Annotated in this window: 13 protein-coding genes; 7 read left to right on the top strand and 6 right to left on the bottom strand. The window is 48.3% G+C overall.

Features of this window, described 5'->3' with window-relative positions; all coding sequences use genetic code 11:
* The first annotated feature begins 179 nt into the window (after window positions 1-179).
* From PTQ21_RS03300 to PTQ21_RS03290, 3 genes are read left to right on the top strand one after another with little or no spacing between them, the layout of a single operon-like run.
* Window positions 180-722 carry a MarR family winged helix-turn-helix transcriptional regulator gene (locus PTQ21_RS03300; RefSeq protein ID WP_063567315.1) on the top strand — a complete coding sequence of 181 codons (543 nt, stop codon included), beginning with the start codon at window positions 180-182 and terminating at the stop codon, window positions 720-722.
* A complete protein-coding gene (locus PTQ21_RS03295; protein ID WP_063567314.1) occupies window positions 719-2,446 on the top strand; it encodes an ABC transporter ATP-binding protein in 1,728 nt (575 codons plus the stop codon). The genes PTQ21_RS03300 and PTQ21_RS03295 overlap by 4 nt, the downstream gene beginning before the upstream one ends.
* On the top strand, window positions 2,443-4,323 hold the full coding sequence (locus tag PTQ21_RS03290; RefSeq protein WP_063567313.1) for an ABC transporter ATP-binding protein: 1,881 nt from the start codon (window positions 2,443-2,445) through the stop codon (window positions 4,321-4,323). The genes PTQ21_RS03295 and PTQ21_RS03290 overlap by 4 nt, the downstream gene beginning before the upstream one ends.
* A gap of 100 nt (window positions 4,324-4,423) precedes the next feature.
* Here PTQ21_RS03290 and PTQ21_RS03285 read toward each other — a convergent pair whose 3' ends face one another.
* The gene (locus PTQ21_RS03285) at window positions 4,424-5,014 is read right to left on the bottom strand and encodes a hypothetical protein (protein ID WP_274568796.1); all 591 of its coding nucleotides are present in this window, start codon (window positions 5,012-5,014) and stop codon (window positions 4,424-4,426) included.
* A gap of 289 nt (window positions 5,015-5,303) precedes the next feature.
* Here PTQ21_RS03285 and PTQ21_RS03280 point away from each other — a divergent pair, with 289 nt between their 5' ends.
* On the top strand, window positions 5,304-6,515 hold the full coding sequence (locus PTQ21_RS03280; RefSeq protein ID WP_274568795.1) for a serpin family protein: 1,212 nt from the start codon (window positions 5,304-5,306) through the stop codon (window positions 6,513-6,515).
* Between the two features lie 13 nt (window positions 6,516-6,528).
* On the opposite strand, the gene PTQ21_RS03275 is transcribed toward PTQ21_RS03280, so the two are convergent.
* Both PTQ21_RS03275 and PTQ21_RS03270 read right to left on the bottom strand, forming a co-directional pair.
* Window positions 6,529-7,110 carry a GNAT family N-acetyltransferase gene (locus PTQ21_RS03275; RefSeq protein ID WP_090809078.1) on the bottom strand — a complete coding sequence of 194 codons (582 nt, stop codon included), beginning with the start codon at window positions 7,108-7,110 and terminating at the stop codon, window positions 6,529-6,531.
* Window positions 7,111-7,194: 84 nt separating this feature from the next.
* Window positions 7,195-7,713 (bottom strand): TetR/AcrR family transcriptional regulator, encoded by a 519-nt coding sequence (locus PTQ21_RS03270; RefSeq protein ID WP_274568792.1) that lies wholly within the window; start codon window positions 7,711-7,713, stop codon window positions 7,195-7,197.
* Between the two features lie 285 nt (window positions 7,714-7,998).
* On the opposite strand from PTQ21_RS03270, the gene PTQ21_RS03265 reads away from it, so the two are divergent.
* Window positions 7,999-10,230 carry an MMPL family transporter gene (locus PTQ21_RS03265; protein ID WP_274568791.1) on the top strand — a complete coding sequence of 744 codons (2,232 nt, stop codon included), beginning with the start codon at window positions 7,999-8,001 and terminating at the stop codon, window positions 10,228-10,230.
* A gap of 278 nt (window positions 10,231-10,508) precedes the next feature.
* Complete coding sequence (locus PTQ21_RS03260) at window positions 10,509-11,462, top strand: nucleoside hydrolase (protein WP_063567354.1); 954 nt, start codon at window positions 10,509-10,511, stop codon at window positions 11,460-11,462.
* A gap of 160 nt (window positions 11,463-11,622) precedes the next feature.
* Here PTQ21_RS03260 and PTQ21_RS03255 read toward each other — a convergent pair whose 3' ends face one another.
* From PTQ21_RS03255 to PTQ21_RS03245, 3 genes are all read right to left on the bottom strand, one after another.
* Window positions 11,623-13,341 carry a methyl-accepting chemotaxis protein gene (locus tag PTQ21_RS03255; RefSeq protein WP_090952145.1) on the bottom strand — a complete coding sequence of 573 codons (1,719 nt, stop codon included), beginning with the start codon at window positions 13,339-13,341 and terminating at the stop codon, window positions 11,623-11,625.
* A 274-nt stretch (window positions 13,342-13,615) separates the two neighbouring features.
* A complete protein-coding gene (locus tag PTQ21_RS03250; RefSeq protein WP_274568788.1) occupies window positions 13,616-14,353 on the bottom strand; it encodes a DUF3105 domain-containing protein in 738 nt (245 codons plus the stop codon).
* Window positions 14,354-14,615: 262 nt separating this feature from the next.
* Window positions 14,616-15,530, bottom strand: a complete 915-nt coding sequence (locus PTQ21_RS03245) for a zinc ribbon domain-containing protein (RefSeq protein WP_090952140.1) — start codon at window positions 15,528-15,530, stop codon at window positions 14,616-14,618.
* 302 nt (window positions 15,531-15,832) lie between these two features.
* On the opposite strand from PTQ21_RS03245, the gene efeO reads away from it, so the two are divergent.
* Window positions 15,833-16,729 (top strand): iron uptake system protein EfeO, encoded by an 897-nt coding sequence (gene efeO, locus PTQ21_RS03240; RefSeq protein WP_090952139.1) that lies wholly within the window; start codon window positions 15,833-15,835, stop codon window positions 16,727-16,729.

Here is a 16,729-nt window from a genome sequence, read left to right as displayed (position 1 = left end):
CCGTGGCTTTAAAGTCACGGTTTTTTGGTGTGCATTTGCTATTTGACATTCAACTTTTGCAGGAATATACTTAGTACACCTAATTAATTGATTGGCTATTTAATTGGAATGCTATTTAATAGATGTCCTATGATGTTGGACGTCTATGGAATGATAATGAAATTAAAGGGGGGACAATAATGACTGGCATAGATCCGGTAGCCCAGAAGCTTTTGTATTCCATAATGCAGTTTAATAAAGGCAAATGGAGGCAACATAAACCACATGGGCGTAATCACAATGAAATTATGGTACTGGGTTGTTTGCTCCACGGCATGCATCCGGGAGAACGATTGAATTGGCAGGATAATCCTCCTAATTTCAATGACACACTACATTCAAATCATCCAGGACTAAAAGTATCGGAAATTAGTGCTTTGTTGCGTGTGAAATCGCCGACGATTACTCCTGTCATTCGAGGGCTTGAAGACGAAGGGCTGGTTGAACGAACCATGGACCCGGAGGATCGTCGCGCAGTCCGCATCACCATTACCGAAGCAGGTCGTGAAATTATTCGGGCGGCACATCAAGAGCGCATGGAGATATTTAATAAGCTCGTTGAGCATCTGGGTGAGGAAGACAGTCTTCAGTTAGCGGCATTGTTGACCAAGGTGTACACCTTTTTTGATACAAAAGTTTCCCAACAGATGGATGCGTCCACACAAGGAGATGATAAGCCATGATGAAATTGTTTCGCATGCTTAAGCCTTACCGAGTCCCCATTTTCTTCATACTGGGTCTGGTGCTGTTACAGTCGTTAGCTGAACTGTATTTGCCAACCCTGATGGCGGACATCGTTAATGGCGGCATAATAAAAGGAGATGTTCCATACATCTGGCAGATTGGTGGCTGGATGCTGGTGATTGCGATAGCAGGCACGGCTTGTTCCATCACAGCCAGTTACCTTTCATCCCGCACAGCGGGTGGATTTGCCAAACAGCTGCGCAGCAGAGTATTCCGCCATGTGGAGAACTATTCGCTGCAGGAATTTGATAAATTGGGTACAGCATCACTAATTACCCGTACCACCAATGATATTACGCAGGTACAGAACGTATTAACGATGATGCTGCGCATGATGGTTATGGCTCCGATGATGTGTATCGGTGGTATCTTCATGGCGGTATCCCAGGATGCCAAATTATCGACCATCTTCCTGGTTGTCTTGCCTGTACTGGCTGGAGCCATTGCACTGATTGGTGCGAAAGGTCTACCTTTGTTCAAACAAATTCAGAAAAAACTCGACCGACTCAATCTGGTCCTGCGTGAGCAACTAACTGGGATTCGCGTGGTTCGTTCCTTTAATCGTGGGGAACATGAACGTGCTCGCTTTAATGGAGCCAATACAGATCTGAGAGACGTTTCCATTAAAGTGAATGTGCTCATGGCAACATTAATGCCTGTTATGATGCTGGTTATGAACTTTTCAATGATTGCCATCCTGTATTTCGGTGGACAGCGTATCGACAGCGGGAATATGAATATTGGTTCATTAATTGCCTTTATTCAATATGCGATGCAAATCATGTTCTCCCTCATTATGGTCTCCATTATCTTTGTCATGATTCCAAGAGCTTCGGCTTCGGCAGAGCGGATCAACGAAGTATTGGATATGCATCCGGATCTCAGCAACCCAGAGCAGCCTCGTGAGATGAAATCGCTGCAAGGCACGATTGAATTCGATAACGTGACATTCCGTTATCCGGGTGCGGAAAATGCTGCGTTGTCAGGCATTTCATTTACGGCACGCCCGGGTGAGACCACAGCGATTATTGGGGGTACGGGCTCAGGTAAATCCACATTGCTCAGTCTCATTCCACGTTTCTATGATGTAACGGAGGGCACTGTACGGGTAAATGGAACAGATGTCCGTGAGCTACGGCAGGAAGATCTGCGGGCCAAAATCGGATTTGTACCACAAAAAGCAATTCTTTTCACCGGAACGATTGCGGAGAATATCCGCCACGGGAAGGATGACGCCACGATGGAGGAGATTGTTCGAGCCGCTCAAACGGCCCAGGCAGAGAACTTCATTACGGAGATGAAAGACGGTTACGACAGCGTCATTGCGCAGGGAGGTAACAACGTATCCGGTGGACAGAAGCAGCGTTTGTCCATTGCACGCGCACTGGTTCGCCGTCCGGAAGTATATATTTTTGACGACAGCTTCTCGGCTCTCGATTTCAAAACTGATGCCAAACTTCGTGCTGCCCTGAAGTCCGAAACGACTGAAGCAGCAGTGCTTATTGTGGCTCAGCGCGTAAGTACGGTTATGGATGCAGATCGCATTCTGGTTATGGATGAGGGACGGATTGTCGGTTCGGGAACACATAAAGAGCTGATGGAGCACAATGAAGTATATCGCGAGATTGTATCCTCCCAGCTGACAGAGGAGGAGATCGCATGAGTGAACGTACAGAACGCAAGTCATCTCGTCCCCCTGGCGGGCCGGGTCATCCCGGAGGCGGAATGGGCATGCGGCCTCCCGTGGAGAAAGCGAAGGATTTCAAAGGTACACTGCGACGCTTGATGCGTTATCTTCAGCCCCACAGCTATCGTTTGCTGGGTGTGCTGGTTGCTGCAATTCTAAGTACCGTGTTCAGCATTATCAGCCCAAAGGTTATGGCAGAAGGTACGGATATTCTCAGTAAAGGCGCTATTGCCATCCTTCAGGGTGTACAGGGGGCCGGCATTGATTTTCCTGCCTTGATGAAAGTATTGTATCTGCTTGGGGGACTCTATCTGTTTAGTGCAGCTTTCATGTACATTCAGCAATATCTGATGGCTGGTGTTGCTCAGCGAGTTGTGTATGACATGCGTGAGCAGATCAGTGCCAAGGTTGGACGTCTGCCGCTGAAATATTTTGACTCCCGTACCCACGGGGAAACATTAAGCCGGGCGACGAACGATGTGGACAACATCAGTAATACGCTCCAGCAAAGTTTGGCGCAGTTCATTACGTCTGTAGTCACCATTGTCGGGGTTATCATCATGATGTTGACCATTAGTCCATGGATGACCCTGATAACCATTTTGACACTGCCATTAAGTGTAGTTGTTGTTATTCTGGTGGCATCCCGTTCGCAAAAACACTTTGCAGGCCAGCAGAAATCACTTGGTGAATTGAATGGCCATGTTGAGGAAATGTACACCGGACATAAGGTGGTCAAAGCCTTTGGACGGGAAGAACATTCGGTAGAACAGTTCGAAAAAGTGAACGAAGAGTTGTATGAATCCGGTTGGAAAGCCCAGTTTATCTCAGGGATTATTATGCCACTGATGACGTTTGTAGGTAACCTTGGTTATGTGCTAATTTGTGTGGTCGGCGGGATCTTTGTTACACGTGGTGCCATCTCCATCGGGGATATCCTTGCATTCACACAGTACTCCCGTCAGTTCACTCAGCCAATTAACCAGATTGCCAACATCTCGAATATCATTCAGTCCACCATCGCTTCGGCGGAGCGGGTATTTGAATTGCTGGATGAAGAGGAAGAGGTTCCAGAATCTTCAAAACCAGTACAATTGCAGTATCCACAGGGTGCCGTTGCATTCCATGGTGTGAATTTTGGATATAAAGCGGATGAGTTACTCATTCAAAATATGAATATTGATGTAAAACCGGGACAGACGGTAGCCATCGTCGGACCGACTGGAGCGGGGAAAACAACGTTGATCAACCTCCTGATGCGTTTCTATGAAATTCAGGACGGCCAAATTACAATTGACGGTGTTAATATCGTGGACATGGAGCGCGGCAAGCTGCGCAGCCTGTTTGGGATGGTGCTTCAGGACACATGGCTGTTCAACGGAACGATTCGTGACAACATCGCCTATGGCCGAGAAGGCGCAACGGAAGAGGAAGTCATCAAGGCAGCCGATGCGGCCCATGCTGATCACTTCATTCGTACCTTGCCTGATGGATATGATACGGTGCTGAATGAAGAAGCATCGAACATTTCACAGGGGCAGAAACAATTGCTGACTATTGCGAGAGCAATTCTGGCGAATCCGGCCATTCTGATTCTCGATGAAGCGACGAGCAGTGTCGATACACGGACCGAAGTGTTCATCCAGAAAGCGATGAATGATCTGATGAAGGATCGCACCAGCTTTGTCATTGCCCACAGATTGTCCACCATTCGCGGAGCCGACCTGATTCTTGTCATGGATCATGGTAACGTGATTGAGCAGGGTAATCATGAGGAACTGATGGAGAAACAAGGCTTCTATGCTGATCTGTACAACAGTCAGTTTACGGAGCAACAGCCACAGGCGATCTGATCTTAGATGGCGTTAACATAATAGCCGGGTTCACCATTTAGGTGAACCCGGCTATTTGTTTGCTACCGCGGAAAGTCCCACGATATAATTTCTTCTTTCTTTAGTCCTTTTTCGAATCTTCTGGAGCTTTACCTTCGATGTCGCCGGATGACGTCTTTACCTCCAGCTTTGGATCTTCGTCTGCTTCCTCAAGCGCAGAAGGTGCCGGCTCGCCCGGTAGTAATTCACGCTGCTCGATCATACGTTTCACGACCTCATAACAGTCCTCAACATGTTTGTTGCCGACATACCGCATGGCTGTAAAGCTGAGCGCGGCAGCCAGTCCTTGACCTGCAAAAGGTACAAATTTGGCGACTGATTTGGTGGCTACGCGTACTCCGACCCTTTTTAGCACGACTACTACCAGTTCTTTGGTTACCATACGTCCAATAACTTTACTTCCGATGGACATGACGAATCCGTAGATCATGGATTTGGTCTCAGGGTCCAACCCGTCGAGCTGTTTTTGCGATAATCCGAATTTATTGTTTATGGCAGGCAGTAGCTGCATGAGCATTCCCACATCAGCCAGGACGTCTGTACCTGGAAGAGGAACGAGTGTTGTACCAGCGGAAGCGGTGGCTCTCTTTTTGACCATGGTGCGGCATTCCTTGCGAACTTGCTCTAATTGTTCCAACGTTGCTGGAATCATAGGGAATCCCTCCATTCGTATATGGTATAGATATAACCGTTTTGAGTCGTTTTGAATGGTGTTTTCTACAGTAGAAATTGGTGACCTTGGCATATGAGTGTAAAGTAACCTTTTTTCTCAACCGTACGTCTAGTAAAAAAAGGGAATCAGTAAATTGCTATGACGGGTATCTGAGTATTACGGATGAGGGGGGATTACGATGCATGCACGGTTAGGAGTACTACTGTTATTATGCTGTATAAGTGGGCTGATCATTACGAGCTGTTCAGCAAAGGGGGACCCGAACAAGATGCAATTCAATTCGAATCAGGAGCTGTCCGAGTCAGAACGAAAAGCTGCTCTGAAAGAGATCGAACCTGAAACAATCCAATCCATGAACACCATGGGACTGCACATCCTTCAACAGATGGGCGCAAAAGAGAAGACTGATGGGAATAATCTGCTCATCTCCCCTTATAGCATTGCGGCAGCGATTGGCATGGCATATAACGGTAGCGTAGGTGAGACTAGGCGAGAGATGGCAGAGGTCATGGGCTGGTCGGGGCTAGAAATGGAACGAGTAAATGCTTCTCAAGCGGCTTTGCAGCAGTTGTTGACCTATCCGGGAAAAGGCATACAGATCGGTATTGCGAACTCCATGTGGGTGAAGGACCGAATTCCGGTAGAGGAAACGTACCAAACAGCCGTACAGCAAACGTATGAAGCCGAAATCAGGACACTCAATGGACAACCAGCACAAGCAACGGAAGAGATCAATCAATGGGTGAAGCAGCACACCGAAGGTATGATTTCAAACTTGATGCAGGAGCCACCTGCAAAGGAAACCCTGATGATTCTTGTGAATGCCATTGCATTTGATGGAAACTGGATGGCTGAGTTTGACCCGGAGTACACGACGGATGATGAGTTTAAGCTGGCAAATGGAAAGGCATTATCTGTGCGGATGATGCATCAGACAAAGCAGTTCCAATACTCGGAGAATGAGGCTTGGCAGGCGGTGAGGCTGCCTTACGGAGATGGCCAGATGCATCTGCTTGTCGTTTTGCCACGAGAGGGGCGTACGCTGGATGAGGTTCAGCAGCAGTTGCTGGATGACCCAAAACGGCTTGATCGTGGCTCCGAATATAGCCTAGTTGAGCTGTCCTTGCCACGTTTTCGTGCGGAGTATGGCATGAACCTGAAAGAGACGTTGCAGCAGATGGGGATGGAAATGGCCTTTGATCCGTATGCTGCCAATTTCACGGAAATGATGTCTCCCGGGCCGAACTTGCAAGCATACATTGGTCAGGTACTGCATCGTGCCGTGATGGAAGTGAGCGAGCAAGGGACTGTAGCGGCAGCTTCAACGCTGGTAGAGATGCAGGCTGGAAGTGCTCCACCAACTGATCCAATCAAGATGGAGGTTAATCGTCCATTTATGGTTGCTGTAGTGCATAAATCCACTGGAGCATGGTTATTTGCCGGGAACGTAAACCAACCGGAAGAGATTCCCTCCCGGTAGCACGTAGTCTTCGTTATCCAAGTATGCTGACATGCCGCTCTCGGAATTCATTCTCCAGCATGCTCATCTGAATGGCATCGTGATATTGATGATTGTAATACAAGGCATCTCGCCGTAAACCTTCACGTTGAAATCCTAGTTTCTCATATGTACGAATCGCACGTTGATTGAAGGCATACACTTCAAGCTCGATTCGGTGCAGATTGCAGATACCGAAACCATAATGCAGCATAAGCAGCAATGCCTCACTGCCATATCCTTTTCCTTGATGCTCTGTATGATCAATGGCGATTCGGATGTGCGCACTGCGATTTTTGGTATGCATATCCATCAGGGCAATCTCTCCGATGACCTGGTCATTCTCCTGCAAGGCAATCAGCAGCATCAGGCGTGAGTCATCCTGGGCCGCGTTTTCGATGTAACGTTCTACTTGGGTACGGGTGAAGCTGTTTTGTGTTCCAGTAAGTCTGCGCATCTCGGCGTCAAACAATCCGGGGAAATAGGTATCAATATCAGTCGATTCAAATGGACGCAGATAGATGCGCTTCGTTTCCAACAGACGTGGGATGCGTGCGGATGGTGTTGGTTGGGACATGATTTACTCCTCCTATGGGTTCAAATCGTCATGCAGGACTGATTGAGCTGGTATCGCGGCATTGGCAAAAGCATGGAGAGATCTTTACGCCTTGTGAGCGGCTCCACCCAAAAATAAAGCTACCAGCTCATGTGCCAGATCGGCAATCGTTGCATGCATGTCGCGCACGTCTTCGCGGTTTGCCAGCATCAGCAAGGACGTAAACGCATGGGCAAGCAGCATCGGATTGGCAGATCGCAAATAACCGTTGTCCATCTCCCGCTTAAAGTGGGTGGCGAGGACTTCATAGATGCGGACTTCGGCTTCACGGATCTGGGCCAGCTGATCTGCATCAAGATAGGTATTGGCTTCACGCATCATGGTCTCGGTATCGACGTGGGATTGTTGCATCCGTCCTTCCGCAACTTTCTCCAACCGCTCTTGTAATGTACCTGGTGCATCCATACGGAGAGCTGTCTGCTGCATGCCCATAGCCATCATACTGGTGATGGCGACGGTGAATAGCTGCGGTTTGCTGGAAAAATGATAATAGATCGATGCTTTGGTTACGCCGCATAGCGAGGCGATTTGCTGGAGAGAGACGGGCTCATACCCGTATTCCATAAATAGCCGCGAGGCGGTCATTAGTATTTTTGACTGGGCTGAAGCCTGATCAGCACCAGCTTTGGGCCTGCCCGGCGAGCGGGGAGGGTTCGTTTTTTTGCTCATGGTTGCATACCTCTTTACTTATTCATGTTGGCTGTACAAAAGTGTTCACAAAATTAGTATTTGCAATATTAACCTTCCGGTATATATAATTAAGTCAATTATACTATGACCCGTGGTTCATTTCTATATTTATCACATAAAAACGGCTTCATAGAACCAAAATAGGGAGATGAAGAGACAATGCAAGAAGGTTCGGGCTACGGCCGCTGGGTTGCCGGCAAACGAAGCAAATGGATTACACTGTTGGTATGGATCATCATCGCGGTTGTTCTTGGTGTGGTGTGGCCTGCTGTTGGTGACCGTGAAACGAATAACGCGCAGGATCTGAGTGATTCCAAGCCCTCGGTGCAGGCGGCAGCAGTTGCCCAGAAAGAATTTCCCGGCGGCGAAGGTGTTCCCGCTCTTATCGTATGGCGTCAAGCCGGCGGGCTGACGGATGAACAGATTAAGAACATTCAGGCGTTAACCGAGCGACTGGATCAAGATCCGGTGGAGCAGCAGCAATCTGTGGTACCACTATATCAGTTGCCGCCTGAGGCTCTGAAAGGTCAGCTTTCGGAAGACGGAAGCACCTTGGTTATGCCGCTCTTTTTCAATCAGGAAGCTGATTCGTCACAGTTGAAAGAAGGCATTGAAGCGCTGGAGCAGAAAACGAAAGATATTTTCGGTTCCGACCCATTTAATGTTGCCATTGATGATGCGAGCGCACTAAGTGCACGGGTTACAGGTCCGGTGGGGATATCGATTGATGCAAGTGGGCTGTTCTCATCTGCGGATGTATCCTTGCTGATTGCAACGGTTGTACTGGTACTTGTGCTGTTGCTGTTGATCTACCGTTCGCCCGTACTGGCGATTATCCCAATTATTGCAGTTGGGTTCGCTTATATGGTCACCAGTCCGATTCTCGGATTTATGGCGGATCAGGGCTGGATTACAGTGGACGCGCAGTCCATCTCTATTATGACGGTGCTGTTGTTCGGTGCAGGAACGGACTATTGTCTGTTCATGATCTCCAGATTCCGTCAAGTTCTCTATCATGAGCCGGATAAAAAGAAAGCACTCTTCCAGGCGATTACCGGATCGTCCGGTGCGATTGCCATGAGTGGATTTACAGTTGTTGCAGCACTGCTTGTACTGCTGTTCGCAGAATATGGTGCCTATCACCGTTTTGCCGTACCATTCAGTTTATCCATCTTCATCATGTTTATTGCGAGCCTGACGCTGGTTCCGGCTTTGCTCGCGATCTTCGGTCGGGGTTCATTCTACCCGTTTGTACCGCGTACGCATGATATGGAAGTAGAACGTGCGAAGAAAAAAGGCAAACCAGCGCCTGCTCCGCGTAAAATCAAGGAAAGCTGGATTGGCCGTACAGTAGTAACCAAACCGTGGACAGTACTGGCGATTACGCTGGTGTTGTTGGGTGGACTGGCTGCTTTCTCCAGCCAAATTAAATTCACGTATGACTTGCTATCATCCTTCCCGGAGAATGTTGCTTCTCGTGAAGGTTTCAAAGTCATTGGAGAACAGTTCTCGGAAGGTGAACTCGCTCCGGCGAAAGTGATTATCGATACAGAAGGCAGCGAGACAGATCTGAAACAACGTCTGGAATCGCTGGATTACGTAAGCAAGGTAGGTGAAGCGCAGCAGGGTGCTGAGAATGCAAACATCACCGCTTACGATGTGGAATTCAATCTGAATCCATACTCTATGGAGGCGATGCAGCATATCCCGGATCTGCGGGCAACGGCTGAACAGGCATTGAAAGATGCTGGAATAACAAGCGTGGACAGCCATGTCTGGATCGACGGTCAGACGGCTGAGCAGTATGATATCGAAGTCACTGGAGAGCGGGATGCCAGCATCATTATTCCAGTGGTGATCGGAATGATCACATTGCTGCTGCTGTTATACCTGCGTTCCGTCGTAGCGACGGCGTATCTGATCGCGACAGTAGTACTATCCTACTTCTCTGCATTGGGCCTGGGTTGGCTCATTATTCACTATGGATTGGGAGCAGACGCCATTCAGGGAGCGATTCCGCTGTATTCCTTCGTATTCCTTGTGGCGCTGGGTGAGGACTACAACATCTTCATGATCTCAAGCATCTGGCAAAAACGCAAAACGATGCCACTTCGCCAAGCGATCAAGGAAGGTGTGGGTGAAACCGGATCTGTTATTACTTCCGCAGGTCTGATTCTCGCAGGTACGTTTGCCGTGCTGGCAACACTGCCTATACAGGTGCTGGTGCAGTTCGGTATTATCACGGCTGCGGGTGTCTTGCTCGATACGTTCCTTGTTCGACCGTTCATGGTGCCAGCCATTACAACGTTGCTGGGCAAATGGGCTTTCTGGCCAGGCAAGTATGTGCCTGTTGCAGAGAAAGCCAAAGAGAAACAAAAACAATCCATGTAATCGATGGATAGATTCAGACAAGGACAGTGGGGCCTCTAGCCCACTGTCCTTGTTTTTTTTCATTTTCCTATTGGAGTGCAGGCTGCTTCGGGCAAATGCTGAGATGGAATGGGGGAACTGTAAAATATCAGCAGAAACAGAACTGGTCGCTATTTTCTTTGTGCGAGGAAGGTTTACGTGGCCAAGGGTTTTGGGACATAATAGAGGTAACGTCAGCCACAGGCAGACGGACGGGATGAACATCAATGGGACAACCAGGGGGAAGGATGAAAACAAGCATGACGAACCAACTTAATGTGTACTTTAACCATGACGGCGGCGTGGATGACCTCGTATCGCTGTTCATGCTTCTGCAAATGGACAACGTAAATGTAACCGGTGTATCGGTTATTCCGGCAGATGGATATCTGGAGCCAGCTACAGATGCCAGCCGTAAAATTATCGATCGCTTCGGCACATATTCCGTAGAGGTAGCGAAATCCAACTCCAGAGGGAAGAATCCGTTTCCTGCGGCGTGGAGATTGCACTCCTTCTATGTAGATGCACTTCCAGTACTGAACGAGTCCGGCAAAATGGAAGCTCCTTTGTCTGCCGTTCCGGCTCATCAGCATCTGATTGAGAAAGTGCGCAACACCGAAGGCAAAACGCTGCTCCTGTTCACAGGGCCGCTGACTGACCTCGCGCGTGCACTGGACGAAGCACCAGACATTGAAGAGAAAATCGACAAGCTCGTGTGGATGGGTGGTACGTTCGAAAGAGGGAACGTTGAAGAGCCTGAGCATGATGGTACAGCAGAATGGAACGTATTCTGGGACCCGGAAGCGGCTTACCGTGTATGGCAGAGCGGTATCCAGATTGATCTGGTAGCCCTGGAAAGCACGAACAAAGTGCCTCTGACACCTGCTGTACGTAACCGTTGGGCTGCAGAGCGCCGCTTTGAAGGCGTTGACTTCCTGGGTAACTGTTACGCAGGATGTCCGCCACTGGTGTACAGTGAAACGAATTCCACGTACTATCTGTGGGATGTGTTGACTACGGCTTCCGTTGGACGTGAAGACATCGTGAAGAAGAAAACGGTGAACTGTATTGTTATTCCGGATGGTCCAAGCCAAGGCCGTACGGTGGAACAAGCAGACGGACGTCCAGTACAACTCGTGTATGATACCGATCCAGAAGCGTTCTTCACATACATGACGGATTTGGGCAAAAAAGCTGCTCCGCAGCGTTATTAATTCAGGCAGCCGCAAGGCCAGCCTCCATTAAAGGTAGAACAATAAAAATCCGCAGGCAGAGTGAGCAGGAATGGGGTAAGCCCCATGTTCCTGTTCCCTGCCTTGCGGCTTTTTTGTATTCATCCGGTGGGCTCCATGGAATGCCCATCTGCAATCCGATTTATATTTTGAATCGGCTTATCAACCCGTTCAATTCACTAGACAACACACGAAGGGATTCCGCGGACGTACTCATCTCATCCATCGATTGAAGTTGCCCGTCAGTTGCAGCCGATACTTCCTGAATGCTGGAAGAGGACTTGCGCGAGATATGTTCCATATCCTCAACGGAAGCGGATACTTCTTCTGCACTGGCGGAGAGCTGTTCGGAAGCGGCGGACACTTCGTGCAGGCGTTCATTCATCGTCTCAATGCCGGAATGAATGGACGTGAATGAACGTCCTGCTTCCTGAACAACAGCAAGACCGGCTTGAACTTCTGAGGTACTGGCCGACATATGCGAAGATAAAACGGCAGTCTGTCTCGTCATTTCGGCGATCAGTTCAGTCACATGCTGGGACGATTGCTCTGATTCCCCCGCAAGCTTCCGAACCTCGGAAGCAACAACGGCGAATCCGCTGCCATGTTCCCCGGCCCGAGCAGCTTCAATGCTTGCATTTAATGCCAGCAGACTGGTCTGAGAAGCGATGCCCTTCATCATGTGGGCTACCGATTCAATTTTGCTGGAGTATTGCGCAAGCTGGGAGGTAGATGCTTCCATCTGGGCGTTGGCCTGATGAATCTTGTCCATGCGGTCGATCGCGGTGTTGATGTTGGTCTGGCCCTGTATCGCGTTATGGGTCGTCTCCTCGGATACATCAGCCACCATGGAAGATGAATTCGCAATATGCTGCATGCTGCGTGTAATTTCCTCCATCGCTACAGTAACTTCCCCCGCGCGTGCAACCTGCTCCGCAGCCCCTTTGGCTGTGTGATCCGTGTGCTCAGCAATGCGCTGGCTGGCTTCCGCTGTCGCCTGCGAGTGTCTGGATACCCCTTCGGCTGCTTGCAGCAGGGAATCGGAGCTTTTGCGGATGCCTGTCATGACATCTCTTGTATCCGTGACCAGATGTTTGAACTCCGAAGCCAGTTGTCCGACCTCATCCTTCCGTCCAAGCTCGACATCGACGGTCAGATCACCATTGCCCACCTCAGCAATGATCTTCTTCAGTTTCACCAGAGGACGGGTCAAATAATGAGCAAATCCATAGACCAGCAGCACGCTGAGTAATACGATGGCAAGGGCAGTCCAGATCATGGTCATCCGATTGCGTGTCATTAACTCGTAGACGGCGGTGGAGTCGAGGTCGGCGCCAACCAGACCAAGCAGTTCCCCATTAGCCCCGTGAATTGGTACATAGGCTGTAATCGTTGCGCCGTACTCATCCTGGGTCAGATCGCCCCGGAAAGGTTCGTTTTGTGCAAAGGCTTGCAGCATTCCCACATAGTGGTTCTCTTCTGGGGACCCGTAGGGAGAGAAATCATCCTCTTCCACATCCGGAGCAGCGCCATCCACCACGTAATAATACGATGCGGCTCCGTTATCTTCACGCTTACCAAGCGTGTATAGATACTTCAATCCATTGGACTGGCGAAGCTGGCTGAGTTGTTCGCGCAATGTATCGTAATACTCGGTTTGATCCTGTCCTGTACTAAGTGGCGCATACAGGGAGGTGTCGATGGATTGCGCTGCTCGTTCGGCAACAGCCTGTGCCTGCATGCCCATCGATTGTTCAACCAGCTGTGCAGATGAGCGATACATGGTAATGCCAAGAACGGCTCCTGCCGCCAGCATCAGACAGGAAAAAAATAAAAAGATACGCATAAACAAACTGTTCATTAGTAGAAATGTTCCCCCTTGATATGTAGGACTATGAATTCTTATATTGAAGTTGGATGAATCTTCTTATTGGGAATGCGTTTGCTACTTTGCTAACGTACATATATGTATTTCATTTCTATTTAAAATATCGGCATCTGCATGATAAAGAATTAGCCCCCGGATCAAGTAGATCCAGGAGCTTATCTTGTTTGAAACGTATAAATGGATATCTCATCTCTTGGACTCCCCATGATTGCAGGAACCATTTGCTGCTGTTACTACAAAGAGGGCATTACATCGTCCCGCCACCCTGGCGGATGGAGGCAGGGATCTTCTCAGGTCCCTGATTAATATATTTATTAATAAAAGTGCCTACTTTGGCATCATCGAATTGGTCCAGCTTCATCGTTTTGGTCCATGCCGTCACGATGACCTCACTGCCCTCGGGGATGTCTTTGTTCGGTACAGCGAGAATACCTGATCCAGCTTTGCGGAACTTGGCAAGGTATTTCAGATGCTCCTTCAGCTCATCACTTGCATTCTCACGGTAATAAATGATGATATCCCCATGCTCTAGATTATGTACTAGATATGGATAGCCGGGGAAATCGGTGTAGAATCCAAATTTGATATCATGCGGGTTATGAGGCCCCGATGTCGGGATGGTCATCTCATATTGAATCGGCTCTTCCGTATGATCGGCTCCGTAGTATTTATCGTCAGTCACTTCGATCGCAGCACCGGCATTCAGATCCGCAACGTCATACTTGGTAAATGCGCCCTGCATGAAGAAAAGAACAAACGCAATGATCGATACCCCCAGTAGTGCATGAGCAGCCAGGCGGATAGATCGGGTTTTCTTTTTAATCACAGCTCGTTCATTCTTCTTCATATGTGCCAGTACAGACTTCTGGGTGCGTGAAGACCAGATATAAGCTGCGATGGAGAGCAATAGAACGACTGCCCCAATGATAAGCCAAAGATAGGATGTCCCTGCCTCGTGCTCCATTTGCATATGATTCATATTCATATCCATTTCCTCTACCCTTCTTAATAAAATAAATGATCACAACAATACACTACATAATGTAGTGTTAATGACAATGGTGCAGATCCGATATAAGCATGGAGTGTTTCTCACCTCATATCCTTACGTAAAAAAGGACATACCTTTTACACTACACATTATAGTGTATGGAACGCAACGAGTGCAATCTGCTGACGTTGAAAACAAAAGAAGACCCTCCTCGCATAAGCAGGGAGAGCCTTCGTAAGAGCTTTTGAACTAGATACTACATACGACCGTATGGAGAAAACATGAAACTAATCAATCCAATGATTGTAGTGCCCAGAAAGCGAGATAGAATAAAAAACAATACAACATTGGCAATCAACACGCTGTACATGCTATCGATGGCTGCCTTCGTACGATTCAGCGGATACTGGAACAGCACCGTGTTAAGAGATACAAAGATAATCAAATACGAGACAACGAGGAAGAAGATAGCGATGGAATACGAGATAACAATAAACAGATTCGCCAGAACGAGCGACGCTACAGCGGGAACTAGTAATGATCCAAACTGGGCAACCAGCGTTTTGGGGCGAAACGTTATTTTCTCAATCTTCAGTATGGCATACATCAATGCGATCGCAACGATCAAGGAAATGGCGGTGAACAATAGCGGTCTGATAAACCCGCCAATGAACAATCCGTCCATATCCATCCGGCCGAATGTAATCAAAAAGTATGTAGAGGATAGGACCGCAATCAGAGCCATCGTGATCCAGCCGTTAAGAGAGTGCTGTTCACCAACGGTTTTCATGGTTTGATAAGGACGAGTGAGCACACTAAGGAAATAGGATAGATACTGTTTGCTTACTTCTTTGGCTTGCTGAAATTTCTCATTTTGTACGATGTTATTCCACTGATTGGTGTTTTTGTCTCCTGAAGATGAAGCGCCCTCTGTGCTGGAAGAGTCGGATACATGTTGTACAGGTCTGGGAGCAGAAGGTGTGTTGGGAGAAATGGGAGCGTGAGAAGGTGTCGTCTGTGTGCTCGACCAACGGGTATATTCAGGTTCGGCAGCAGCGGATTGTTGCTCCTGAGCGGAATTTGCAGTAGGGGAGGAAGGGGCTAGATTAGCGCCGCACCTCTCGCAAAAACTGGCATTTCCATTTTCATGATTACATACTGGGCATTTCATGGCATGAGCCTCCAATTTGATAAATTAAAGTAATCTAGACATTTTGTCTCATTTTAACGGCTGATGACGAAGTTTGTCTATGTTTTCAAGGGAATTAATACCCGGTATTTTCCACCTGAGTATATGATTAAACCGGTCCCCTTATTTTCATATTGACATAAGTATGCGCCGGAATTATGATGTCATTACCGAAATTGATAATCATTATCATTAAATGAACGTTAATCCAAGGGTTTGTACTCATCGACATATTAATCGCACGAGTATAGACAAATCAGTCTAACCATAGGGAGTGTATCGTGTTGAAAAAAATATTGACATTGCCGGCTGTTGTGCTGGCAACTTCGGTTTTACTCGCCGCTTGCGGCAATAATGAAGCGGCTTCGGACAAGCAGGCAGAAACGCCTGTTGCTCAAAGCGAAAACCAAACTTCCACAGAAACCACGGATGCAGCAGATCAGGAAGCGACCGGGAGCGATTATACAACCGCAGTGGATGGCTATCGCGCGTTTGCAATTGAGCAGATCGATGAATTCGTGAAGCAAACGGAGAAGTTCACGGATGCCGTGAAAGCTGGTGATCTGGAGACTGCCAAATCATTATATGCACCAGCTCGTATGTATTATGAACGCATTGAACCGGTAGCCGAAGCACTTGGCGATCTTGACCCGAATATCGATGCACGTGACGGAGATGTGGAGGCTGCCGACTGGCGCGGATTCCACCGGATTGAGAAATCACTTTGGGAAGACAAGACGACCGAAGGCATGACTGACTTTGCGGATACATTGTTAAGTGATGCGAAGCTCCTGCGTGCTAAAGTCGAGACGATGGATATCGATGCGAGTCTGATGGTAACGGGTGCGGTAGAACTTCTGAATGAGGTTTCCTCCAGCAAGGTAACCGGTGAAGAAGAACGTTATTCCCATACGGATTTGTATGATTTTGCAGCGAATGTAGAGGGAGCACACGAGATTTATAACCTGCTCAAGGATGATCTGGCTGCCAAAGACAAGGATCTGAATCAGCAAATTGCGGACCGATTCGATGCGCTGGAGAAAGAGCTTGCTCCATTCAAGGATGGAGACGGGTACGTTTCCTATGAGAAGCTGAAGGATGAAGACGTGAAGAAGCTGAGTCAGAACCTGGATGCATTGGCTGAGCCACTGTCGAACATGGGACAAGTACTGGGAGTGTAG

The organism is Paenibacillus marchantiae (genome assembly GCF_028771845.1).
Classification (GTDB): domain Bacteria; phylum Bacillota; class Bacilli; order Paenibacillales; family Paenibacillaceae; genus Paenibacillus; species Paenibacillus marchantiae.
The sequence above is the reverse complement of the archived record's forward strand: the minus strand, read 5'-3'. Positions and strand labels throughout refer to the sequence as shown.

Bases quoted from the DNA above. Each gene is read 5' to 3' on its own strand.
- PTQ21_RS03300 (WP_063567315.1), top strand. From the start codon at position 180: ATGACTGGCATAGATCCGGTAGCCCAGAAGCTTTTGTATTCCATAATG.
- PTQ21_RS03295 (WP_063567314.1), top strand. From the start codon at position 719: ATGATGAAATTGTTTCGCATGCTTAAGCCTTACCGAGTCCCCATTTTC.
- PTQ21_RS03290 (WP_063567313.1), top strand. From the start codon at position 2,443: ATGAGTGAACGTACAGAACGCAAGTCATCTCGTCCCCCTGGCGGGCCG.
- PTQ21_RS03285 (WP_274568796.1), bottom strand. From the start codon at position 5,014: ATGATTCCAGCAACGTTGGAACAATTAGAGCAAGTTCGCAAGGAATGC.
- PTQ21_RS03280 (WP_274568795.1), top strand. From the start codon at position 5,304: ATGCAATTCAATTCGAATCAGGAGCTGTCCGAGTCAGAACGAAAAGCT.
- PTQ21_RS03275 (WP_090809078.1), bottom strand. From the start codon at position 7,110: ATGTCCCAACCAACACCATCCGCACGCATCCCACGTCTGTTGGAAACG.
- PTQ21_RS03270 (WP_274568792.1), bottom strand. From the start codon at position 7,713: ATGGAATACGGGTATGAGCCCGTCTCTCTCCAGCAAATCGCCTCGCTA.
- PTQ21_RS03265 (WP_274568791.1), top strand. From the start codon at position 7,999: ATGCAAGAAGGTTCGGGCTACGGCCGCTGGGTTGCCGGCAAACGAAGC.
- PTQ21_RS03260 (WP_063567354.1), top strand. From the start codon at position 10,509: ATGACGAACCAACTTAATGTGTACTTTAACCATGACGGCGGCGTGGAT.
- PTQ21_RS03255 (WP_090952145.1), bottom strand. From the start codon at position 13,341: ATGAACAGTTTGTTTATGCGTATCTTTTTATTTTTTTCCTGTCTGATG.
- PTQ21_RS03250 (WP_274568788.1), bottom strand. From the start codon at position 14,353: ATGAATATGAATCATATGCAAATGGAGCACGAGGCAGGGACATCCTAT.
- PTQ21_RS03245 (WP_090952140.1), bottom strand. From the start codon at position 15,530: ATGAAATGCCCAGTATGTAATCATGAAAATGGAAATGCCAGTTTTTGC.